This is a genomic window from Sphingopyxis sp. CCNWLW2 (assembly GCF_037095755.1).
GTDB lineage: Bacteria > Pseudomonadota > Alphaproteobacteria > Sphingomonadales > Sphingomonadaceae > Sphingopyxis.
Genome location: NZ_JBAWKJ010000001.1, coordinates 1,137,983 through 1,160,367, shown reverse-complemented (window position 1 = coordinate 1,160,367; position 22,385 = coordinate 1,137,983). Strand labels below are relative to the sequence as shown.

General features: G+C 65.7%; 25 protein-coding genes. 14 read left to right on the top strand and 11 right to left on the bottom strand.

What is annotated here, in order from left to right; all coding sequences use genetic code 11:
• Positions 1-6 precede the first annotated feature (6 nt).
• Both V8J55_RS05370 and V8J55_RS05365 read left to right on the top strand, forming a co-directional pair.
• Entirely contained in the window at positions 7-471 is a 465-nt protein-coding gene (locus tag V8J55_RS05370) for a RidA family protein (protein WP_336444672.1), read from the top strand.
• A gap of 8 nt (positions 472-479) precedes the next feature.
• Positions 480-1,631 carry a GNAT family N-acetyltransferase gene (locus V8J55_RS05365; protein ID WP_336444671.1) on the top strand — a complete coding sequence of 384 codons (1,152 nt, stop codon included), beginning with the start codon at positions 480-482 and terminating at the stop codon, positions 1,629-1,631.
• Here V8J55_RS05365 and V8J55_RS05360 read toward each other — a convergent pair.
• Positions 1,628-1,942, bottom strand: a complete 315-nt coding sequence (locus V8J55_RS05360; RefSeq protein WP_336444670.1) for a hypothetical protein — start codon at positions 1,940-1,942, stop codon at positions 1,628-1,630. The two genes, V8J55_RS05365 and V8J55_RS05360, sit on opposite strands and share 4 nt — an antisense overlap.
• Positions 1,943-2,079: 137 nt before the next feature.
• The gene (gene panC / locus V8J55_RS05355; RefSeq protein ID WP_336444669.1) at positions 2,080-2,922 is read right to left on the bottom strand and encodes a pantoate--beta-alanine ligase; all 843 of its coding nucleotides are present in this window, start codon (positions 2,920-2,922) and stop codon (positions 2,080-2,082) included.
• A gap of 87 nt (positions 2,923-3,009) precedes the next feature.
• Between panC and V8J55_RS05350 the strand changes: the two genes are divergently transcribed.
• The 6 genes from V8J55_RS05350 to V8J55_RS05325 all read left to right on the top strand — a co-directional run bounded on the left by V8J55_RS05350 (position 3,010) and on the right by V8J55_RS05325 (position 8,677).
• On the top strand, positions 3,010-3,831 hold the full coding sequence (locus tag V8J55_RS05350; RefSeq protein WP_336444668.1) for a division plane positioning ATPase MipZ: 822 nt from the start codon (positions 3,010-3,012) through the stop codon (positions 3,829-3,831).
• A 28-nt stretch (positions 3,832-3,859) separates the two neighbouring features.
• Positions 3,860-5,242 (top strand): phosphoglucomutase/phosphomannomutase PgmG, encoded by a 1,383-nt coding sequence (pgmG, locus tag V8J55_RS05345; RefSeq protein WP_336444667.1) that lies wholly within the window; start codon positions 3,860-3,862, stop codon positions 5,240-5,242.
• Between the two features lie 111 nt (positions 5,243-5,353).
• Positions 5,354-6,169 (top strand): LPS export ABC transporter ATP-binding protein, encoded by an 816-nt coding sequence (lptB, locus tag V8J55_RS05340; RefSeq protein ID WP_037515714.1) that lies wholly within the window; start codon positions 5,354-5,356, stop codon positions 6,167-6,169.
• Positions 6,170-6,183: 14 nt separating this feature from the next.
• Positions 6,184-7,650: an RNA polymerase factor sigma-54 gene (gene rpoN, locus V8J55_RS05335; RefSeq protein ID WP_336444666.1), complete on the top strand. Its 1,467-nt coding sequence runs from the start codon at positions 6,184-6,186 to the stop codon at positions 7,648-7,650.
• Positions 7,651-7,845: 195 nt separating this feature from the next.
• On the top strand, positions 7,846-7,971 hold the full coding sequence (ykgO, locus tag V8J55_RS05330) for a type B 50S ribosomal protein L36 (protein ID WP_003046794.1): 126 nt from the start codon (positions 7,846-7,848) through the stop codon (positions 7,969-7,971).
• A gap of 97 nt (positions 7,972-8,068) precedes the next feature.
• Positions 8,069-8,677, top strand: a complete 609-nt coding sequence (locus V8J55_RS05325) for an HAD family hydrolase (RefSeq protein ID WP_336444665.1) — start codon at positions 8,069-8,071, stop codon at positions 8,675-8,677.
• On the opposite strand, the gene V8J55_RS05320 is transcribed toward V8J55_RS05325, so the two are convergent.
• From V8J55_RS05320 to V8J55_RS05310, 3 genes are all read right to left on the bottom strand, one after another.
• Positions 8,652-9,647, bottom strand: coding sequence for a S41 family peptidase (locus V8J55_RS05320; RefSeq protein WP_336444664.1), 996 nt, complete (start codon positions 9,645-9,647; stop codon positions 8,652-8,654). The genes V8J55_RS05325 and V8J55_RS05320 overlap by 26 nt on opposite strands.
• Positions 9,644-10,063, bottom strand: a complete 420-nt coding sequence (locus tag V8J55_RS05315; RefSeq protein ID WP_336444663.1) for a hypothetical protein — start codon at positions 10,061-10,063, stop codon at positions 9,644-9,646. The genes V8J55_RS05320 and V8J55_RS05315 overlap by 4 nt, the downstream gene beginning before the upstream one ends.
• 117 nt (positions 10,064-10,180) lie before the next feature.
• Positions 10,181-12,346, bottom strand: coding sequence for a S9 family peptidase (locus V8J55_RS05310; protein ID WP_336444662.1), 2,166 nt, complete (start codon positions 12,344-12,346; stop codon positions 10,181-10,183).
• 68 nt (positions 12,347-12,414) lie between these two features.
• Between V8J55_RS05310 and V8J55_RS05305 the strand changes: the two genes are divergently transcribed.
• From V8J55_RS05305 to V8J55_RS05280, 6 genes are all read left to right on the top strand, one after another.
• Positions 12,415-14,241 carry an aminopeptidase P family protein gene (locus tag V8J55_RS05305; RefSeq protein ID WP_336444661.1) on the top strand — a complete coding sequence of 609 codons (1,827 nt, stop codon included), beginning with the start codon at positions 12,415-12,417 and terminating at the stop codon, positions 14,239-14,241.
• A 7-nt stretch (positions 14,242-14,248) separates the two neighbouring features.
• Positions 14,249-14,710 (top strand): acyl-CoA thioesterase, encoded by a 462-nt coding sequence (locus tag V8J55_RS05300; RefSeq protein WP_336444660.1) that lies wholly within the window; start codon positions 14,249-14,251, stop codon positions 14,708-14,710.
• A 298-nt stretch (positions 14,711-15,008) separates the two neighbouring features.
• Positions 15,009-15,470 carry a hypothetical protein gene (locus V8J55_RS05295; protein WP_231732720.1) on the top strand — a complete coding sequence of 154 codons (462 nt, stop codon included), beginning with the start codon at positions 15,009-15,011 and terminating at the stop codon, positions 15,468-15,470.
• 34 nt (positions 15,471-15,504) lie between these two features.
• A complete protein-coding gene (gene ribD, locus V8J55_RS05290) occupies positions 15,505-16,449 on the top strand; it encodes a bifunctional diaminohydroxyphosphoribosylaminopyrimidine deaminase/5-amino-6-(5-phosphoribosylamino)uracil reductase RibD (protein WP_336445710.1) in 945 nt (314 codons plus the stop codon).
• An 8-nt stretch (positions 16,450-16,457) separates the two neighbouring features.
• A complete protein-coding gene (locus V8J55_RS05285) occupies positions 16,458-17,084 on the top strand; it encodes a riboflavin synthase (RefSeq protein ID WP_336444659.1) in 627 nt (208 codons plus the stop codon).
• A gap of 32 nt (positions 17,085-17,116) precedes the next feature.
• A complete protein-coding gene (locus tag V8J55_RS05280; RefSeq protein ID WP_336444658.1) occupies positions 17,117-17,551 on the top strand; it encodes a GFA family protein in 435 nt (144 codons plus the stop codon).
• On the opposite strand, the gene V8J55_RS05275 is transcribed toward V8J55_RS05280, so the two are convergent.
• Genes V8J55_RS05275 through V8J55_RS05250 form a run of 6 tightly spaced genes read right to left on the bottom strand, consistent with a single transcriptional unit; the run spans position 17,548 to position 22,385 of the window.
• On the bottom strand, positions 17,548-18,015 hold the full coding sequence (locus V8J55_RS05275) for an MmcB family DNA repair protein (RefSeq protein WP_336444657.1): 468 nt from the start codon (positions 18,013-18,015) through the stop codon (positions 17,548-17,550). The genes V8J55_RS05280 and V8J55_RS05275 overlap by 4 nt on opposite strands.
• A gap of 16 nt (positions 18,016-18,031) precedes the next feature.
• Complete coding sequence (ssb, locus tag V8J55_RS05270; protein WP_336444656.1) at positions 18,032-18,586, bottom strand: single-stranded DNA-binding protein; 555 nt, start codon at positions 18,584-18,586, stop codon at positions 18,032-18,034.
• A 33-nt stretch (positions 18,587-18,619) separates the two neighbouring features.
• Positions 18,620-20,482, bottom strand: a complete 1,863-nt coding sequence (gene feoB, locus V8J55_RS05265; RefSeq protein WP_336444655.1) for a ferrous iron transporter B — start codon at positions 20,480-20,482, stop codon at positions 18,620-18,622.
• Positions 20,479-20,739, bottom strand: coding sequence for a FeoA family protein (locus V8J55_RS05260; protein ID WP_137892167.1), 261 nt, complete (start codon positions 20,737-20,739; stop codon positions 20,479-20,481). The genes feoB and V8J55_RS05260 overlap by 4 nt, the downstream gene beginning before the upstream one ends.
• Positions 20,740-20,793: 54 nt before the next feature.
• Complete coding sequence (locus tag V8J55_RS05255) at positions 20,794-21,459, bottom strand: COQ9 family protein (RefSeq protein WP_336444654.1); 666 nt, start codon at positions 21,457-21,459, stop codon at positions 20,794-20,796.
• Between the two features lie 5 nt (positions 21,460-21,464).
• Positions 21,465-22,385, bottom strand: coding sequence for a DMT family transporter (locus V8J55_RS05250; protein ID WP_336444653.1), 921 nt, complete (start codon positions 22,383-22,385; stop codon positions 21,465-21,467).

Here is a 22,385-nt window from a genome sequence, read left to right as displayed (position 1 = left end):
TCTCTCATGGATATCGCCGCCAAAATCGCCGAACTCGGCCTCGAACTCCCCAAGCCCGCCGCGCCGGTCGCCGCTTATGTCCCCGTCGTCGAACATGGCGGCCTGCTCTATGTCAGCGGCCAGCTGCCGTTTCGCGACGGTCAGGTCGTCACCGGTCGCCTTGGCGAAGACGTCGACGTTGCGGGCGGGCAGGATGCCGCGCAGCGCGTCGCGTTGATGCTCGTCGCGCAGATCGGGCAAGCGCTCGGCGGCGACTGGTCGCGCGTCGAGCGCGTCGTCAAGCTCGGCGTGTTCGTCAACAGCACCCCCGGCTTCACCGATCAGGCGAAGGTCGCCAATGGCGCGTCGGACCTGTTCGAGGCGCTGTTCGGCGAAGCGGGCCGCCACGCGCGCGCCGCGGTCGGCGTCGCGGTGCTCCCGCTCGGCGCCGCGGTCGAGGCCGACGCGATCGTCGCGGTGAAGCCCGCCTAAGAATTCCGGTGGCAGAGGCCGACCCACCCGCGCGCACGATATCGCTCGGAACCGGCGTCGCCGCCATCGACGCCGCGGCATGGGACGCATTGCACGATGGCGGTAATCCGTTCGTCGGCCACGCCTTCCTGACGCTGCTCGAACAATCGGGCAGCGTCGGACCGGGCACGGGCTGGCAAGCGGCGCCGTTGCTCGTCGAGGATGCCGGCGGCGCGCTCGTCGCCGCCGCGCCCGCGTACCTCAAATCGCACAGCCAGGGCGAATATGTGTTCGACCATGCCTGGGCCGACGCCTGGGCACGCGCGGGCGGCGATTATTATCCGAAGCTCCAGATCGCGGCGCCCTTTACCCCCGTGCCGGGGCCGCGCCTGCTATCGAAAGATCGGGGCGACGCCTTGCTGCTGCTCCGTGCCGCTGAAGCGGTGGTGCGGCAGAACGGGCTGTCGTCGGCGCACGCGACCTTTGTCGCGCCCGAGCAGATGCCGCTGTTCGAGGAGGCGGGTTGGCTCGTCCGCCGCGATATCCAGTTTCATTTCGCGAACGCGGGCTATGGCAACTTCGACGATTTCCTCGCCACGCTGAATTCGGCGAAGCGCAAGCAGCTCCGCAAGGAACGGCAACGCGCGGTCGAGGGGCTACGGATCGAGGAGTTGACCGGGGTCGCCATCCGTCCCGAGCATTGGGACGCGATGTGGCTTTTCTATCAGGACACCGGCGCGCGCAAATGGGGACATCCGTACCTGACGCGTGAAGCGTTCGACCTGATGGGCGCGACCATGGCGGCGCAGATCATCTTGCTGATCGCCTATGACGGCGACGAAAGGCCGGTTGCGGGCGCGCTGCACTTCCTCGGCGCCGACACGCTCTACGGCCGCTATTGGGGCTGTCTCGTCGAGATCCCCTATCTGCATTTCGAACTATGCTATTATCGCGCGATCGACATCGCGATCGAACGCGGCCTTGCCCGCGTCGAGGCGGGCGCGCAGGGCGGGCACAAGCTCGCACGCGGCTATGGCCCCGTCGCGACATGGTCGGCGCATTTCATCGCCGATCCGGGATTTCGCCGCGCGGTTGCCGATTATCTCGAACAGGAACGACGGGCGGAAGAAGTCGAAATGGAGTGGCTGGAAGGGCAGACGCCCTTCAAGCGGAAGGATTAGGCCGCAAAGCGCCGCGCGGCGGGACGGCGCGCCGTCTCGTCGAGCCAGGCGCGCGCCTGGCGCTGCGCTTCGGCGATTTCGTCGCGGCTCATCTCATCCGACAGGTCGGCGCGGCACTGCTGGCCTTCGATATTGCCGCCGAGCGCGGCCAGATTGAACCATTTATGCGCCTGGATCAGGTCGACATCGACCCCGCCGGTGCCGGTCGAAAAGGCAATGCCGAGATCGAAATAGGCATTGGCGTCGCCGCGGGCGGCGTCGAGCAGACGGCTCTCGATCAGAAATTGGGCAGACTTCAGACTATTCGCCATGATAACCCCCTTTGCCTCCACCCCACATGGAGACCTCGGGCCCCAAATTTGCGGTTTATGGTCAACAAAGCGTTAACGGCGATCGCACTTTTTTGTGGATATCGTCCGAAGTCCCCGGAAATCGGTGGTTTTTGGCGTTAATCGCCGACCGGAAGATTGTCGATCAGCCGCGTTTTTCCGATCCGCGCCGCCGCCAGAAGCCGCGCGGGCTTCCGAAAAGCGTCCAGTCTCTCGAGGCTGTCGGCATCGGCGAGCGCGACATAATCGACGCTGTCGAAGCCCCCCCCGACGATCACCGTCTCGGCCCTGGCGAGCGCTTCGCCAACATCGGCGCCGTCCGCGATCGCTTTCGCCGCGGTGTTCAGCGCCCGCGGAAAGATGGTCGCCGCCGCGCGCTGTTCGGGCGAGAGATAGGCGTTGCGTGACGACAGCGCGAGGCCGTCGTCATCGCGCGCGATCGGCGCGCCCAAAATGTCGATTCCGAAGTCGAGATCGCGCGCCATGCGGCGGATGATCGCGAGCTGCTGCCAGTCCTTTTCGCCGAAGATCGCTACGTCGGGCCGCACCTGGTTGAACAATTTGGCGACGACGGTCGCGACGCCGTCGAAATGGCCGGGGCGCGCGGCGCCGCAATAATCGGCGCCGAGCTCGGCGACCTCGATATGCGTGCTATGCCCGCCGGGGTACATGGTTGCGACGTCGGGCGCCCAGAGCAGACTGGTGCCTTCCTCGACGAGCATCGCGGCATCGCGCGCCTCGTCGCGCGGGTAGGCGGCGAAATCCTCGTTGGGGCCGAATTGCGTCGGGTTGACGAAAATCGACACGACCGCGTGGTCGGCGACGCGCTTTGCCATGCGCACCAGCGAGAGGTGGCCATCGTGCAGCGATCCCATCGTCGGGACCAGCGCGACGCTCTTTCCTCCCTGCTTTAGTGCCGTAACGGCACGGTGCAGCATCGCGATGTCACGGATGATTTGCACGGCTGGTCGCCCTCCGATATTGGCGCGACTATATCACTTCGCGCGCCGGCCGCCCATGCCGCGCAAACAGGAAAATCGCAACGCCCCATGACGACCTCAGCGACGAAGCCCGCACCGCACCGCATCATCTTTGCCAATGAAAAGGGCGGGACCGGCAAATCGACGTGCGCCGTGCATTTCGCGGTCGCGCTGGCGAGCCAGGGCTGGCGCGTCGCGGGGATCGATCTCGACCCGCGCCAGCGCACCTTTCACCGCTATCTCGAAAATCGCGAGAATACCGCGAAGCGCCGCGAGATCGCGCTGCCGACTCCGCGCTTCGAGGTGTTCACCGGCTCGACGATCGACGAACTCGACGACCAGGTCGCGGCGCTGAGCGAAGACGTCGATTATCTGATCGCCGACACCCCGGGGCGCGACGATGTCTTCGCGCGCCACCTCGCGACCAGCGCCGATACGCTCGTCACCCCGATCAACGACAGTTTTATCGACTTCGACCTGATCGGACAGGTCGACCCCGAAACCTTTCAGGTCACCCGGCCGAGCTTCTATTCCGAATTGATCTGGGACGCGCGCAAGACGCGCGCGAAGGCCGACGGGCGGACGATGGATTGGATCATCCTGCGCAACCGCCTCCAGCACGTCGATGCGCACAATATGCGCCGCGTCGGCGAGGCGCTGACCCAGTTGTCGCGGCGCGTCGGGTTCCGCGTCATCCCGGGGCTCGGCGAGCGCGTCATCTATCGCGAGCTTTTCCCGGCTGGCCTCACCCTGCTCGACAAGGCGCATCTCGGCGGCATGGGGATTGGCCACGTCGTCGCGCGGCAGGAACTCCGCGAGGCGATGGGCGGACTGAACCTGCCGGTGCGCGAAAGATTGCACCCGGACGGGGATTTGTTCGCCGCCGCCTGACCCTTCTCTCCCCCCAAGAGGATCAAAGATGACGCACAATTTCCACCCGACGATGCTCCGCGAATATGACATCCGCGGCGTCGTCGGCGACACGCTGTCCGACAAGGACGCCTATGCCATCGGCCGCAGCTTTGCGACGCTGGTCCGCCGCGCGGGCGGCAAGCGCGTCGCCGTCGGCTATGACGGCCGCCTGTCGTCGCCGATGCTCGCCGACGCGCTGATTGCCGGGATCAACGATGCGGGCATCGACGCGCTCAACGTCGGGCTCGGGCCGACGCCGATGCTCTATTATGCCGCGTCAACCGAGGATGTGGAGGGCGGCATACAGATAACCGGCAGCCACAATCCCCCCGACTATAATGGCTTCAAATTTGTGATGCAGGGGCGTCCCTTCTACGGCGCCGATATCCTCGGCATCGGCGAAATGGCCGCCGCGGGCGACTGGGATAGCGGCGAAGGCACGTCTGAGAGCATCGACATCGTCGACGCCTATGTCGACCGGCTGGTCGAGGGTTTCGCCGGCGGTGCCTTCCGCATCGGCTGGGACGCCGGCAACGGCGCCGCGGGCACCGTCATCGAGAAGCTCACCGCGCGTCTTCCGGGCGAGCATCATCTGCTGTTTACCGACATTGACGGCCATTTTCCGAACCACCATCCCGATCCCACCGAAGAGAAGAATCTCGCCGATCTGCGCAAACTCGTCGCGGAGAAGAGCCTCGACTTCGGCGTCGCTTTCGATGGAGACGGCGACCGCATCGGCGCGATCGACGGCGAAGGCCGTGTGATCTGGGGCGACCAGCTCCTGCAAATCTATGCCGCGGCGGTGCTGAAGGACCTGCCCGGCGCGACGGTCATCGCCGATGTGAAGGCGAGCCAGGCGCTGTTCGACCGCGTCGCCGAGCTCGGCGGCAAGCCGCTGATGTGGAAGACCGGGCACAGCCTGATCAAGGCGAAGATGAAGGAAACCGGCAGCCCGCTGGCAGGCGAGATGAGCGGGCATATCTTCTTCGCCGACCGCTATTATGGTTATGACGATGCGCCCTATGCGGCGCTGCGGCTGATCGAGGCGGCGACGAAGCTCGGGCAGAGCGTCACGCAGCTCCGCGGCAGCATGGCGCCGATGGTCAACACCCCCGAAATGCGCTTCCAGGTCGACGAGAGCCGCAAATTCGCCATTGTGGATGAAGTCCTTGACCGGCTCACGACATCGGGCGCTCAGGTCGACCGCACCGATGGTGCGCGCGTGCTCACCGACGATGGCTGGTGGCTGCTCCGCGCCTCGAACACGCAAGACGTGCTCGTCGCGCGCGCCGAAGCGAAGGACGAGGCGGCGCTGGCGCGGCTGCTCGCGGCGATCGACGAACAGCTCGCGCTGTCGGGGATCGTGCGCGGGCCGCAGGCGGCGCATTGAGCGCGGCCGGCTGTTCCGTCTTCGTTACCCTGCAAAAATCTTGCCAGATTGACGTTCGCCGCGTCGCTGGGGTAACGCCGCTCGGGGGCTAGAAACGGAACCGACCGACCTATGACCGACGACGAATCCATCGCTGGCACGCTGACCGAGGACGATCATGGCGTCACCGAGCACAAGGCGCATGTCCGCGAGGACGCTGCCGCGGGCAACGGTCTCGCGGTCATTTCGATCGCCAAAAGCTATGACAAGCGCGTCGTGCTGTCGGACGTGTCGCTGTCGGTCGGCAAGGGCGAGGTCGTCGGCCTGCTCGGCCCGAACGGTGCGGGCAAGACGACCTGCTTCTATTCGATCATGGGGCTGGTGAAGCCTGACGCCGGACGCATCATGCTCGACGGTGCCGACATCACCGCGCTGCCGATGTATCGCCGCGCGATCCTCGGCCTTGGCTATCTGCCACAGGAAACCTCGATCTTTCGCGGCATGACGGTCGAACAGAATATCGGCGCGGTGCTCGAACTCAGCGAGCCCGACAAGATCGCGCGCGAGCGGCGGATGGAAGAATTGCTCGACGAATTCGGCCTCACGCGGCTGCGCGATTCGGCGGCGATGGCGCTGTCGGGCGGCGAACGGCGCCGCGCCGAAATCGCGCGCGCGCTCGCGGCCAACCCCTCGATCATGCTGCTCGACGAACCCTTCGCGGGCATCGATCCCTTGTCGATCAGCGACATTCGCGATCTGGTCGTCGACCTCAAGAAGCGCGGCATCGGCGTGCTGATCACCGATCATAATGTGCGCGAAACGCTCGACCTCGTCGACCGCGCCTGCATCATCTACGACGGCAAGGTGCTGCTTGCCGGCTCCCCCGAAGAGCTCGTCGCCGACCCCGAGGTGCGTCGCCTCTATCTCGGCGAGGGCTTCTCTTTGTGATCGAATAATCGCTGATGGCGTTGGGTCCGCGCCTCGATCTCCGCCAGTCGCAATCGCTGGTGATGACGCCGCAGCTGCAGCAAGCGATCAAGCTGCTGGCACTGTCGAATCTCGAACTCGAAGCCTATCTGGCCGAGGCGCTCGAAGGCAATCCGCTGCTCGATACGGCGTCCGCCGACAGCGACGGCAGCGCGGGCGATCCCGATGGCGTGCCCGGCGGCGACGCACCGGCGGCCGAGGCCGCGACGCTCGACGCCGATCAGGCGCTGTCGGCCGACGGTGGCACCGCGAACGACCTCGACGTCGATCTGGCCGCCGACAGCTTCCACCACGACAGCGCCAGCGACAATGTCGGCCTGTCGGGATCGGGCGAGGATATCGATTTCGACAGCTTTGCCGAGCATGAGGGCACCCTGCACGACCATCTGCTCGCGCAGGTCGGCGAGCGTTTCAGCGGGATCGAGGCGATCGTTGCGGGCCAGCTCGTCGCGCTGATCGACGAGGCGGGGTATTTGCGCGCCGATCTTGCCGAGCTCGCCGCCCAGCTCGGCGTGCCGCTCGCCTTGCTCGAGGAGGTGCTGGCGGGCATCCAGTGCTTCGACCCGTCGGGCGTCGGCGGGCGCGACCTTGCCGAATGCATCGCGATCCAGGCGCGCGAGGCCGATCGCTACGATCCCGCGATGGCGACGATGATCGCGCATCTCGATCTCGTCGCCAAAGGCGCCTTTCCGCAGCTGAAGCGCATCTGCGGGGTCGACGACGAGGACCTCGCCGACATGATTCGCGAACTGCGCGGTTACGACCCCAAACCCGGGCTCAAATTCGGCGGCGACGGTGCGCCCGCGGTCGTCCCCGACCTCTATATCCGCCAGACCGCGAAGGGCTGGGCGGTCGAGATCAACAGCGGCACCCTGCCGCGGCTGCTCGTCAACCGCCGCTATTACACCGAACTCGCGCAGGGCGCGGCGGCGAAGAGCAAGGCGTGGCTCTCCGAACAGCTCGCGGGCGCCAACTGGCTCGTGCGTGCGCTCGACCAGCGCCAGCGCACGATCGTCAAGGTCGCGAGCGCGATCGTGAAGCAGCAGGAGGGCTTTTTCCTCCACGGCGTCGCGCACATGCGCCCGCTGACCTTGCGGCAGGTCGCCGAGGAAATCGGCATGCACGAATCGACCGTCAGCCGCGTCACGAGCAACAAATATTTGAGCTGCGCGCGCGGGCTGTTCGAACTCAAATATTTCTTCTCAAGCGGCATTTCGGCGGTCGAGGGCGACGGCGCGGTGTCGGCCGAGGCGGTGAAGAGCCGGATCAAGGCGATGATCGAGGCCGAGGACGCGAAGGCGATTCTCTCCGACGAAACGATCGCGCGGAAACTCTCGGCCGAGGGCCACGACATCGCGCGGCGCACCGTGGTCAAATATCGCGAGGCGATGGGCTATGGCTCGTCGGTGCAAAGGCGGCGGCAAAAGGCCCTGGCGGGCTGAAACGCCTTCCAATTCCGTTCGTGTCGAGCGAAGTCGAGACACCCGTCGGGATGGTGCAGGGTCGAGGGGCATCTCGACTTCGCTCGATGCGAACGGAAAAAGGGGAACTTGGCCCGCGAGCCGGTTGACTTTTCACCCGCTTCCCCATAGTTGCGCCGCTTCGCGTCAATACGCCAAGATTTACGGACAGAGACCATGAAGATTCGCAACAGCCTGAAGTCGCTGAAGGACCGCCACCGGGATAACCGCGTTATCCGCCGCCGTGGCCGCACCTATGTGATCAACAAGACCAACCGCCGCTTCAAGGCGCGCCAGGGCTAATGCCCCTGCGCGGGGTGATTTCGCCCCGTTTGCTTTTGGTGAACAGCGTTACGCCGTCGGATGCTTCCGGCGGCGCTTTCGCGTGTCTGGAGGCCGCATGATTCGCCAGAGCGTGATCTTCGATGTCGGCCGCGTCCTGTTCGACTGGGACCTGCGCTATCTCTTCGCCAAGCTGATCGCCGGGAAAGACGAGCTCGAATGGTTCGTCACCAACGTCGTCACGCCCGGGTGGCATTTCCAGCACGACGCCGGTCGCCCGCTCGCCGAGATGGTGCCCGAACGGAAAGCCGAATTTCCCGATCATGCGCCGCTGATCGATGCCTATGCGACGCGCTTTAACGAAACGATCCCGGGGCCGATGCCCGGCAGCCTCGAACTCGTCGAGCGATTGGACGCCGCGGCCGTACCGCTGTTCGCGATCACCAATTTTGGCCATGAATTCTGGGAAGGCTTCCGTCCCACTCAGCCAATCTTCGACCGCTTCCAGGGCATCATCGTGTCGGGCACCGAAAAGCTGCTAAAGCCTGACCCCGCAATCTACCGTCTCGCGATCGAGCGATTCGGCATCGACCCCGCGGGCGCGCTCTTTATTGATGATGTCGCAAAGAACGTCGCGGGCGCCGAATCGGTCGGCATCGCGGGACACCAGTTCGTCGATGCGGCAACGCTGGAGCGTGACCTCATCGCGCGCGCCTATTTGCCCTGACATCGTTCGGTGCATTGTCGAGCACTTCTTTGGCGAGCGACAGTGCGGTTTCGAGCGCCTGATCGGCGGGCACCGCGACGTCGGGCTTGACCCCGACATCCTGCCAGTTGGTTCCGGTGATCGGGTTGACCGACCTTTTCTCGGGCAGGCTCAGGGCGAAATGCGGGTGCACGCGGCGATATTCGAACGGATTGGCACCGCCGCCGGTCACTTCGCCGACGATCGTCGCGCGTTTCAGCGCCTGGAGGTCGTAGGCAAGCGCTTCGGCCGCCGAAAAGGTGCGTTTGCTGGTCAGGATATAGAGGGGTTTCGAATCGCCGAATCGGCGCCCGTCGCCCGGCGCGGGCGAAATATGCGTCGATGTTTGCCCGCTCGGGCGGTCGAAACTGCCGCTGAGCGGCGACCCTTCGGGAACAAGCTGACTGACGATCGTGTCGACCGTATCCATGCCGCCGCCATTCTTGCGCAGGTCGATGATCAGCGCGTCGCCTTGCGCGGCGACGGTCATCATCGCGCCGATAACGTCGCCGCCAAGCGCGCGGGGCGGAAAGACGCGGAGGTCGATCAGCATGATATTGCCATCGAGCCGTTCGATCTTTTGCACGCCATGATTGACCTGGGCGCCATAATAGCGCTCGATCTCGGCGTCGTGAAAGGCTGCTTCGCCGCCGTCGGCGGGGATCGGCCGGGCGCTGTAATCGACCGCGAAATGTCCGTCGCCCGACCGCTCGCGCAGCCAGCCTGTCAGCGCCTTGGCGAGCGCGGGGCCGTCGACGACATCCTTCCATTGCCCTTTGGACCGGCGCAGCTCGGTGGCAAGTCGCCGCCCTTTGTCGGCGTCGACATAGCGCGTATCGAGCAGCCTGGCGATTTCGTCGATCGCCTGCCCACGGTCGACGGCGCTGATCGGTTGAGCCGAGGCGGGCAGCGCAAGGCACGCAAGCCATAACCAAAGTGCGGCGCGGATCATAGGGAGCGTTCCTTCTTGATGAGATCGCCGAACGACTGGCGTTCGAGCTGTTCAAGCGCGGCATCGATCGTCGCGCCCAAGGGTTGCGGCAGCGCGGCGTCGAGCGCGCGCGCGGCGGCAGCGGTCGCCGCCCAGATGGCTTCGAGGTCGGGGATCATCGCGTGCGCTTCCGGGGTGAGCGTAAAGCGCCGCTCGCGCCGGTCCCGGCCGGGAACCGGCGCGATCAGGCCTTCGCGGACCATCGCTTGCAGCGTCTGTGTGGCGGCGGGCTGCGTGAAACCGAGCGCCGCGACACATTCGCCAACCGATGCCGATCCCGATGCCATGAACAGTCGGAAATAGGGATAGAAGCGCGGCCGGAAATTCAGCCCGGCATCGCGATAGGCTTGCTCGACGGCATCGTCGAGCGCCGTCACCAACAGGCGCAGGCGCGTTCCAAGGCCCGAACGATAGTTAATATATAAGCGCTTATATAATTTGAGCGGCCGATGCAAGCGCCACGAGCGGCCGGCCGTTGACCGGGTCGGCTGCGGCTACTTTTCCACCCCCAGCTGTGTCAGCACGAACGCAAACTCCTCGGCGTCCTCGCGCAGCGCGCCCCAACGGCCCGATTTGCCGGCGTGGCCTGCGCCCATGTTGGTGCGAAGCAGCAGCGCCGCGTCGTTGGTGCGCGTTGCGCGCAGCTTCGCTACCCATTTCGCGGGCTCCCAATAGGTCACGCGCGGGTCGTTGAGCCCCGCCGACACGAGCATCGGCGGATAGGCTTTCGCGGTCACATTGTCGTAGGGGCTGTACGACAGCATATAGTCGAATGCCGCCTTGTCGGTGATCGGATTGCCCCATTCGGGCCATTCGCCGGGGGTCAGCGGCAGCGTCTCGTCGACCATCGTGTTGATGACATCGACGAAGGGCACGCCCGCGAGCACCGCGCCCCACAGCTCGGGCGCCTGGTTGTAGACTGCGCCCATCACCTGCCCGCCCGCCGAGCGGCCCTCGATCGAAATCTTGCCCGCGCTCGTATATTTGGCGGCGATCAGGCCCTTGGCGACGTCGATAAAGTCGTTGAACGTGTTCTTGCGCTCGGTCGTCTTGCCCGCGAGATACCAGGCGCGGCCGAGATCGTCGCCGCCGCGCACATGCGCGATCGCATAGATCATCCCGCGATCGACAAGGCTCAACCGCGTCGTCGAGAAACCCGGCGGGACGCGGTAACCGTACGAGCCATAGACATAGAGATGCATCGGCGCGCTGCCGTCGCGCGGCGTGCCCTTTTTGTAGACGAGCGACACCGGAACCGGGGTGCCGTCGCGCGAGGGCATATTTGCCAATTCGGTTATATAGTCATCGTGATTGTAACCCGATGGAATTTCCTGCACCTTCAGCGTTTCGAGCTTGCCGTTCGCAAGGTCGTAATCGAACACCGTGTCGGGGGTGACCATCGATTCATAATCGAGGCGCAGCTTGTCCTGATGATATTCGGGATTGTCGCCGAGGCCTGCGACATAAGTGGCCTCGGGGAATTTGATCCGACCGGAGGTCAGCGGCGCGTCATATTTACGGATATCGACCTGGTCGACGCCCTTCTCGCGCGTTTCGAGCACGAAATAGTCGCGGAAGACCGACAGGCCGGTGATGTAGCTCGCGTCCGATCCGGGGATCAGCGTCTTCCATTCGTCGGGCATTTTGACGCTCGCGGTCGCGACACGGAAATTGGGATGCTCGTCGTTGGTATAGACGTAGAGCGTGCCGTTGCGCTCATCGACGCTATATTCGCGGCCCTTCTTGCGCGCCGACACGAGCTGCATCTTCGCCTCGGGATTGTCGGCGGGGAGCAGGTAAACCTCGCTCGTCTCGTTATCGCCTGTCGCGATGACGATATAATTGTCGGCCGCGGTCTTGCCGATCCCGACGCCGAAACCGATGTCGGCTTCCTTATAGAGCAATTTATCTTGCGTGACCGGCGTCCCGAGCTTGTGCAGCCGGACATTGTCGGTGCGCCAATTCTCGTTCGCGAGGCCATAGAGCAGCGCGTCGTTCTTTGCGGTCCACACCAGCGACGACAGCGTGCCGGGGATGACGTCGGGCAGCGCCTCGCCCGTCATCAGATTCTTGAAGCGCACCTCGAAGCGTTCGGAGCCATTGTCGTCGACCGCATAGGCCATCAGCTTCCCGTCGGGGCTGACCGACACGTCCGACAGGCGGAAATACTCCTTGCCCGCGGCCATCGCGACCTCGTCGAGGATCAGGATCGCATCGCCGGAGCCTGACGCCGGCTTGCGATACCATTTCTTATATTCGGCGCCCTCTTCAAATTCGACCCAATAGACCCAGTCGCCGTCCTTCTGCGGCACGCTCGAATCGGCTTCCTTGATCCGGCCTTTCATTTCCTGAAAGATCGTTTCGACGAGCGCCGCGTGCGGTTTCATCGCGGCGTCGAAATAGGCATTCTCGGCCTTCACATAGTCGAGCACATCCTTGTCATCGATCGTCGGATAGCTCTCGTCCTTCAGCCAGTGGTACGGGTCGGAGAGTTTCTTGCCGTGCAGCGTCACTTCGTGCGGGCGCTTTTCCGCGACGGGGGCGGCGGGCAGGGCAGGGGTCTGGCTGGTCAATGCGGCGTCTTTCTCTTTGGCGAACAGGGCAGGCGATGCGACAAGCGGGGTGGCAATTGCTGCCAGAAACATCCAAATAGCGCGCATCGAAAAATCCCCCGCGGTGTCGCCCGATTGGGCGGGATCGCCCGCGATGTAGGAATAAGGAACGCGTCATGTCCAGCCCCGTCCATTCAGAGCGCCTCGCCCGTGTCCGCGCCGAACTCGCCGCGCGCGGTCTCGACGGCTTTGTCGTGCCGATCAGCGACGAGCATATGAGCGAATATGTCGGCGATTATGCGCAGCGCATGGCGTGGCTGACGGGCTTCGGCGGTTCGGCCGGCACCGCGGCGGTGCTGCCGGCGAAGGCCGCGGTGTTCGTCGACGGACGCTATACGGTGCAGGTCCGCGATCAGGTCGACGGATCGCTGTTCGACTATGTCGGCGTGCCGCAGTCGAGCGTGGCCGAATGGCTCGGTGCGAACGTCGGCGCGGGGCAGAAGATCGGCTTCGATCCGTGGCTCCACGGCGTCGACTGGGCGCGCGGTCTGGGCAAGGCATTGGCGGACAAGGGCGCTGAGCTCGTCGCGGTCGACGCCAACCCCCTCGACGCCGCGTGGGATGACCAGCCAGCGCCGAGCGCTGCCGCGGTCACGGTCTATGACACCAAACTCGCGGGGCAGGCGGCGACCGACAAGCGCGCCGTGATCGCCGACTGGCTGAAGGCCAAGGGCCTCGACACGACGGTGATGACCGCGCTCGATTCGGTCGCCTGGACCTTCAACATCCGCGGGTCGGACGTCAGCCACACGCCCGTCGGGCTCGCCTTCGCGTTGCTCCACGCCGACGCCACCGCCGACCTGTTCATCGCGCCCGAAAAGGTCACCGACGCGGTGCGCGCGCATCTCGGCAACAGCGTGCGCATCCACGACCGCGACGCGTTCGAGGCCGCGCTTGCCGATCTCAAGGACAAGAAGGTCGCGGTCGATCCCGATCGCGCGGTCGCGGCGATCTTCACCGTCCTGGAAGCTGCCGGCGCGAAGATCGAACGCCACCGCGACCCCGCGGTGCTGCCCAAGGCGATCAAGAACGAGACCGAACTCGACGGCACGCGCGCGGCGCACGTCCGCGACGGCGTCGCGGTGTCGCGCTTCCTCAACTGGATGGAGGAAGTCGCGCCGCAGGGCGGGCTCGACGAACTCGGCGCCGCGGCGAAGCTGCGCGAATTTCGCGACCAGAATGGTGCGCTCGTCGATCTGAGCTTCGACACCATCTCGGCCGCCGGGCCGAACGGCGCGCTGCCGCATTATAAGGTCGACGAAACGACGAACCGCGCGATCGAGACCGGCACGCTCTATCTCGTCGATTCGGGCGGGCAATATACCGACGGCACGACCGACATCACGCGCACGATCGCGATCGGCGTGCCGACCGCCGAAATGCGCCGCCGTTTCACGCAGGTGCTCAAGGGGCATATCGCGCTCGCGACCGCGCGCTTCCCGAAGGGCACGCGCGGCAGCCAGCTCGACATCCTCGCGCGCCAATATCTGTGGGCCGACGGGGTCGATTATGCCCACGGCACCGGCCACGGCGTCGGCGCTTATCTGGCGGTCCACGAAGGGCCGCAGCGCATCGCCAAGCCCGCGGGCGGGCAGGCGGGGACCGAGGAGCCGCTGCACGCGGGCATGATCCTCTCGAACGAGCCCGGCTATTACAAGGCGGGCGCATTCGGCATCCGCATCGAGAATCTGGTGATCGTCGTGCCGCAAAGCATCGACGGCGCTGAGGAGGATATGTTGGGGTTCGAGACGATCACCTTCGCCCCGATCGCGCAGAACCTCGTCGATGTGGCGCTGCTCTCGGGTGCCGAGGCCGACTGGCTCGACGCCTATCACGTCGCGGTGTTCGAAAAGCTCGCGCCCGGAATGAGCGGCGACGACAAGGGCTGGCTCGAAGCCGCGTGCGCGCCGCTCGACCGCGCCCCCGCCGCGCTCGCGGCCTGATCCGCACATGACCGATGTCCGCAGCGACGTGCCGCTCGGCGATTTCCGCGTGCAGGAGCGTGTCCGTGTGCGCTTCAACGAGATCGACGGCCAGAATATCGTCTTCAACGCCAATTATCTCGTCTACGCCGACATCGGCGTGACCGAATATTTCCGCGCGCTGGGTGAGGGGCAGCCCGGACCCTATTTTCACCAATATGGTACAGACATCCACGAGACGCATTGTGAGATCGACTATCATGCGCCCGCTAGGCTCGACGAGCTGATCACGATCGCGGCGCGAATCAGCCGCTTCGGGCGGACGAGCTTCACGGTCCATTGCGGGATTTTCCGCGAAAATGAGCGGCTCACGGACATCGAGATCAACTACGCCCACCTCGACACCGACAGCGGCAAGCCGACGCCGCTGCCCGGCAGCTTCATTGCCGAAGTCAGGCGATTCGAAGCGCGGATCCCCGTGCAGGACTGATTCGCGACCGCGTGATTCGAACCGGATCGTATTTCTCGACTAAAAAAGTCAGGTTTTGAGCCAGAAAATGGGCAAAAAAAAGGGCCACCCGAAGGTGGCCCGTGAAAGTTTTGGGAGAGGATGCCTAAAAGGCATGCTCATATTGCACTGCACCAAAAATGTTGCAACTGCGAAATGGACATCTGCTATTGCATTTTTTGCAATCGAGAACGCTCACATCCTTCATCTGGTGCAATCCTCGCGCGCGTCGCTTCCCCTCGCAAATTACCGCGACATCGCCTAAATTGGGATGATGGGAATGTTCAACAAAGTGGATGTCGGCGGCGGCCTGTCCGATTTCTGGGCCTATATACGCGAACCGCGCCCGCATCGTTGGGCGATCTGGGGCGTCGCGCTGGCGCTGACCTGGCTGATTTTCACCGGGGTCGAGAAATATCTGATCCCCTATGAAAAGCCGAAAGAGCAGATCATCTATTTCGAGAATTGGACCGCAAACCGCAGCGCCGCCGAAATCCGCGCCGACTGGGTTGCGCGCGCCAAGGAAACGACGCTGCACAACGCCCAGAAGCGCGCCGAATATCAGCGCTTCGCCGACAGCCTCGGCATCGAATATGATTCGGCCGAGGCCGACAAGGTGACGCGGGAGACGCTGGGCGAAGAGGCGGCCGCGGCGGCGAAGAAAAAGCCCGAGCCGGTGGCGACACGCTCGACGCTCGCCGAGCGCGCGGCGCGCGGCGCGCAGCCCAAAGCCGCCGACTGACCATATGCAGCGCGGCCCCGCCGATGCCGACTGGATGGCGGCCGCCATCGCGCTCTCGCGGCGCGGCCGGCCGGCGTCGGCGCCCAATCCCAATGTCGGTTGCCTGATCGTCCGGCAGGGCAAGGTTATCGCGCGCGGCTGGACGCAGGCGGGCGGGCGGCCGCATGCCGAGGCGATGGCGCTCGCCGCCGCAGGCGACGCGGCGCGCGGCGCGACCGCTTACGTCACGCTCGAACCCTGCGCCCATGCGAGCCCGCGCGGCCCGGCATGCAGCGATTCGTTGATCGCCGCGGGCATCGCGCGCGTCGTGATCGCCGCGCAGGACCCCGATCCGCGCACCAACGGCAAGGGGATTGCGCGGTTGCAGGCTGCGGGGATCGAGGTCGTCTTCAACGTCCTTCCCGCCAAGGCCCGCGCTACGATGGCGCCCTGGTGGACGCGGCACACCGAAGGGCGGCCGTTCGTCACGCTCAAGCTCGCGACCTCGCTCGACGGCTGCATCGCGCGCGCCGACGGGTCGAGCCGCTGGATCACCGGCGACCGCGCCCGCGCGCACGGGCATTTGGAGCGTGCAAACCATCAGGCAATTCTCGTTGGGCGCGGGACGTTCGAAACCGACGCACCGAAACTCGACGTGCGCCTGCCGGGGCTCGAAGGCCGCAGCCCCCGCAAATTCTTGCTCACCCGCGGCAAAGCGCCCGAAGGCTGGACCGCCGTCGCCTCGCCCGAAGCGATCGACGATGTCGATTCGATCTTGGTCGAAGGCGGCGCCGGCGCGGCATCGGCCTTCCTCGCCGCCGACCGCGTTGACCGGCTTCTGCTCTATCGCGCGCCGATCTTGATTGGCGGCGGCAGGTCCGCGCTCGCCGACATCGGGCTGACCGATCTTGCCGAGGCGCACGGCCGCTGGCGCCTCGCCGACAGCCGCCTGCTTGGCAGCGACCGGCTCGACGTCTACGAGCGCGTCAGAGAAGGATAACGCACCCCATGTTCACCGGCATCATCACCGACATCGGCACCATCCGCAGCCGCGAGGACCGCGGCGATACGCGGCTCGTCATCGACACCGCCTATGATGTCGGCAGCGTCGACATCGGCGCCTCGATCGCCTGCTCGGGCGCGTGCCTCACCGTCGTCGACAAGGGTGTGTACGATGGCAGCAACGGACCCGCCGGCTGGTTCGCGATCGACGCGAGCGGCGAAACGCTTGCACGCACCGCGCCCGGCATGTGGGACCAGGGCCGCCGCCTCAATCTCGAACGTGCGCTCAAGATCGGCGACGAGCTTGGCGGGCATATCGTTACCGGCCATGTCGACGACATCGGCCGCATCGTGTCGGCCCTACCCGTCGGCGACAGCGTGACGGTCACCGTCGCCGCGCCCGCATCGCTCGCGCCGCATATCGCACCCAAGGGCTCGATCACCGTCGACGGTGTTTCGCTGACCGTGAACGAAGTGACCGACCAGCCGAACGGCGAAGCACATTTCACGCTCAACATCATCCCGCACACGCAGGAGATGACGACGCTGAACGAAGCCGCGGCGGGGCGTCCGGTCAATCTCGAGATCGATATCCTCGCGCGTTACCTCGCGCGGATGCAGGCGCGGGGATAAAGGGCGCCGCAAACGGGGAAGGAAGGTCCGCGATGGCAACGGCGATACGGGGTTCCTGTCTGTGCGGCGAAATCCGTTTCGAAATTGACGGCAAAATCGGCCCCGCCGGCCAATGTCATTGTTCCAAGTGCCGCAAGGTATCGGGCACGGACGGCAACGCCGTCTTCTATGCGTCCGCCGCCGGTTTCCGCTGGCTGGCGGGCGAGGATTTGATCGAACGTTTCGCCGTTCCCGATGGCGGCGGCTGGACGTCGCATTTCTGCCGGCGATGCGGCAGTCCGGCGCCGCTGAGTGACGCGAACGGCAAGTTTTTCTTCGTTCCGGCGGGCCTGCTCGACGACGATCCGGGCTTTCGCGGCTATGCGGCCCATATCTTCGTCGGATCCAAAGCGCCGTGGGTTTGCATCGGTGATTCCGCGCCGCAATATGAAGCGGGCTTTGATTCGGCACGGATCGACCGCAGCTAACCCTCCATCCAGCCCGCCGCCAGCTCGGGATCGGCCGCCACCATCGAACGCCGCATCGCGAGTCGTCCGATCCGCAGCAGCTCGGCCTTGCGCCGCGCGGGCGCGAGGTTGCAGCTCGCAGCTTCGCGCACCACCGCCGCGCCATAGCGGTCGGCGACGATCAGCCCTGACGTTTCGCGGCGATAGCCCTCGGTCTCGAGGATCGCGGGGTCGAGCCCCGATGCGAGCGCCCAGTAAAAACGGTCGCACCAGTCGCAATAGTCGGGCCATTTGCCGTCGCCGTGGAGGTCGGCGCGGCTGACCTTGATCTCGACGATGGTGATCTGGCCTTTGGCGTCGATCGCGGTGAGGTCGGTGCGCCGCCCGTTGGGCAGCGGCACCTCGGGGATCGCGACCAGCCCCGCCTGCGCGAACAGCCGGCATACGCCGCGCGCGACGTCCGCGGCGGTGATCAAATCCGTCATCGCTTAAAGTCCGTCCTCAGAACGGGACGTCGTCGTCCAGATCGTCGTCGAACGGCGGACGTCCGCCGCCGCTCGAACCGCCGCCAAAGCCGCCGCCGGACGATCCGCCCGACGAACCGCCGCCGCCCTGGTTCCAGCCGCCGCCCGAGCCACCGCCTGACGAACCGCCGCTCCATTCGTCACCGCCGCCACCGCCGCCGCGCGAGCCACCGCCGCCCGGCGCGCCGTCGAGCATGGTCAGCGTGCCGCCCATGCCGGCGATCACGATCTCGGTCGTATATTTGTCGTTGCCGTCGCGGTCCTGCCACTTGCGCGTGCGCAGCGAGCCCTCGATATAAACCTTCGAGCCCTTTTTCAGATAACGTTCGACGACGCCGATCAGCCCTTCGCCGTTGATCACGACCTGGTGCCACTCGGTGCGCTCCTTGCGCTCGCCGGTCATCCGGTCTTTCCACTGTTCGGACGTCGCGATGCGGAGATTCGCGACCTTGCCGCCGTTCTGGAACGACTTGATTTCGGGATCGGCGCCGAGATTGCCGATGAGAATTACCTTGTTGACGCTGCCAGCCATCCGCCGCTCCGCTCCGCTAAAAAGTTGGAAGGATCAGCCGAGTCCGAAGGCGACGGCCGTCCAGTAAGTGATACCAGCAGCGGCATAGGCGAGCAGGAACAAATAGCCAACCATGAACATGGGCCATTTCCACCCATTGGTCTCGCGCCGGGTGATAGCGATGGTCGATATGCACTGCGGCGCAAAGACGAACCAGGCGAGGAAGGCGAGCGCGGTGGCGAGGCTCCACTTGCCCTGCAATCGTTCGCCCAGCGACTGCGCCATCGCCTCTTCGTCGTCGCCGGCGTCGATCGCGTTGGCGGTCGCCATTGCCGACACCGCAACCTCGCGCGCCGCCATCGCGGGGATCAGCGCGAGCGCGATATCATGGTTGAAACCGATCGGCTTGACGACGACCTCGAGCCCGCTCGCGATCCGCCCGGCGACGCTGTACTCGACCTGGCTTTCGCCCTCGGGTGCCTGCGGGAAGGTGAGCAACAGCCACAGTATGACGGTGGTCATCGCGATGATCGTGCCGGCACGGCGCAGGAAGATCCACGCGCGCTGCCACAGGCCGATCGCGATGTCGCGCCAGCGCGGCATCTGGTAGCGCGGCATTTCCATCATAAAGCCGGCGCCCGTACCCTTTGCCACCGTGCGGCGCAGGACATAGGCGACGACGAGCGCGCCGACGATCCCCGACAGATAGAGGCCGAAGAGAACCAGACCCTGCAGCCCCACCGGCGATCCGCCGACATTGGTGTTCGGGATGAAGGCGGCGATGATCAGCGCATAGACGGGAAGCCGCGCCGAACAGGTCATCAGCGGCGCGATTAGGATCGTCGTCAGCCGGTCCTTTTCGTCGGGGATCGCGCGCGTCGCCATGATGCCGGGGACCGCGCAGGCGAAGCTCGACAGCAGCGGGATGAAACCGCGCCCCGACAGGCCGACCTTGCCCATCAGCCCGTCCATCAGGAAGGCGGCGCGCGTCATATAGCCCGATGCTTCGAGGAGCAGGATGAAGAGGAAGAGGATCAGGATCTGCGGCAGGAAGACGACGACCGCGCCGACCCCCGCGAGCAGGCCTTCGACGACCAGCCCGCGCAGGAAATTGTCGGGGAAGGTCGCGACCACCCATTGCTGGACCACGCCGATCCCGCCTTCGAGGAAGTCCGCAGGTGCCTCGGCGGCGGCATAGACCGCCTGGAACATCACGAACATCAGCGCGAGCAGGATGATCATCCCGGCGACCGGATGCAGTACGAGATTGTCGACGCGCTGCGTCCAGCGGCGCACGGGCGTTTCGCTGAGGATCGCGGCGCGTGCGATCGTCCGCGCGCGCTGGTGGAGCGATGCGTCATTGGCTTTGGCCGGCACGGCGACCTCGCCCGCGCCGTGCGACCGGATCGCGTCGTCGACGGCGGCGAGCAGCTCGGTCATCCCGCGCTTGCGCACCGCGACGGTGGGGACGACCGGGACGCCCAGCTCCTTCGACAGGCGGTCGGCGTCGAGCGTCAGCCCGTCGCGTGTCGCGAGATCGACCATGTTGAGCGCGACCACGGTGGGCAGGTTCAGCGCGAGCAATTCGAGCGCGAAGCTGAGATGATTGTCGAGGTTCGCCGCGTCGAGCACGACGATCAGCGCGTCGGGGCGCTTTTCGCCGTCCTGCCGGCCGAGGATGACGTCGCGCGTCACCGCTTCGTCGAGGCTCGCGGGGGTCAGGCTGTACGTGCCGGGCAGGTCGATCAGCGAGATCGGGCGGCCATCGGCAAAGCTCGCGTGCCCCGCCTTTCGCTCGACGGTGACGCCGGGGTAGTTGGCGATCTTTTGCCGCGCGCCGGTCAGCGCGTTGAACAGGCTCGACTTGCCGGCGTTGGGATTGCCGACGAGCGCGATCGAGGGAATCGCGCCGGTCATGCCGCGGACTCGACGGTGATCGCGGCGGCCTGCCGCGCGCGGATGATCACTTTCATGCGCCCGACTGTCAGCGCGAGCGGATCGCGCGAGAAGATGCTGCCGCGGTGGAGCGGGGTGACTTCGCATCCTTCCATCAGGCCGAATTCGCGCAGGCGGCGGCCTTCGTCTTCGGACATCGCGGTCCAATCGATGCGGGCGATCCGCACCATCACGCCGAGCGGCGCCCGATCCAGCACATTTTCGAGCAAAGCAGTCATTTGCGAGCGATTATCAATAACAGTCGCGTCGCGCCAGTCCTTTATCGAAACGTGTCACCGCCCCGGGTAACGCAGCCGTCCGACGAAGCGCGCGAGGCTCGGCCGTTCGATGCTGCGCGCGGCGCGGCGATGCTTCCAGCTTTCGAAACGCATCACCTGGTCGATACGGCGCGCGAGGAAGGCGCGCGTATCGGTCAGATCCTCGCTCTCGTCGTTTAGGAACACCGCCATCGTCGAACCATAGACCGCGCCGAGGATCGCGCGCTTGCTGTAGTGATTATAGTCGGTCGCGGTGTCGCCCGCGAGCCGCCACATATGATCGGCGGCGCGCCAGCCGAGCTTGGCGGCGTGCGGTGCATTGGTCGGCAGCGCGAGCAACGCGAGCGCGCGGCGCAGCGATTCGCGATGCGGCGCGAGCAGATCGATCCGCGTCTCGACGAGGGTGGTGATGCGCTCGCGAATCTTCAGTGCCGCGAGCTTCTCGGCGGGCCAGCGCGCTTCCATCGCCGCGTCGATATCGGCGAACCAGGCGTCGACCATGTCGCGACCGCCGCCGGGAAAGGCGAGGCGTGCGACATCGGGGTCGACCCCGACCCGCGCCGCCGCATCGGCGAGCGCGGCGTCGCCAAAGCCGTCGAACGCCGCCGACGCCGCGATCAGCGGCGCCAGCGCGGCGCGAATCTCGTCGAGGGTCGGGTCGGCGGGAAGGATCGAAGCCATGGACTTCAGATAGGCTTCGCCGCGCGGTTCGGCAACCGGATCAGCACGAGCGCCGCGCCGACCATCATCCCGCCGAAAACATCGATCGCCGAGAGCGTCTCGCCGAACCCGATCCAGCCGGTGAGCGCGGCGAAGGCGGGCTGGATCAGCAGCGTCAGCCCGATCACCAGCGGCGAGAAACGCGGCAGCGACCAGATCATCAGCCCCTGTCCGATCACCTGGCTGACCAAGGCGAGCAGGATCAGCGGCGTCCAGTTTTGCGGCATCACCGTTTCGCCGAGCGCGAGCGCGGTGCCGAGCAGGATCGGGACGCAGACCGCCGAGGCGATCGCGAGCGCGGTCCATGGCGCGAGCGTATCGCGCACCCGCTGCATCAGGATGACATAGACCGTATAGAGCACCCCCGCGAGCAGGCTGAGCAGGTCGCCGACGAGATAGTCGGGCGACAGCTCGTAACTCTGCCCCATCAAGAGCGCCGATCCGGCGAAGGCGAGCAGAATCGCCGCCGCCTGCCAGCCGCGCGGCATTTCGCGGGTCAGGAAGATCGTCCAGAGGACGAGCAACAGGCTCGCGCAATTGCCGAACAGCGTCGCATTGGCGACTTTCGTCTGCAGGATGCCGAGGTGCCAGGCGGCGAGGTCGAGCGCGAAGAAGATGCCCGCCGCCGCGGCGATCAGCAGCGCGGGGCGCGGCGGCATCCGCCCGCCCGTCTCGCGCCACGCAAAGATCAGCAGCAGCGGCAGCGCGAGCGTCATCCGCCAGAAGGCCGAGGCGGTGGGGCCCACGCCGTCGGCTTCGGCCATCCGCACGAGCATCGCGCCGAGCGACAGCGCGATATTGCCGCCGAGCAGCGCGGCAAAGGCCCAGCGGCCGACCCTGTTGCCGGCGTCGGGCGCCGCGTCGATACTGTCCATCTTCGCTGTCAT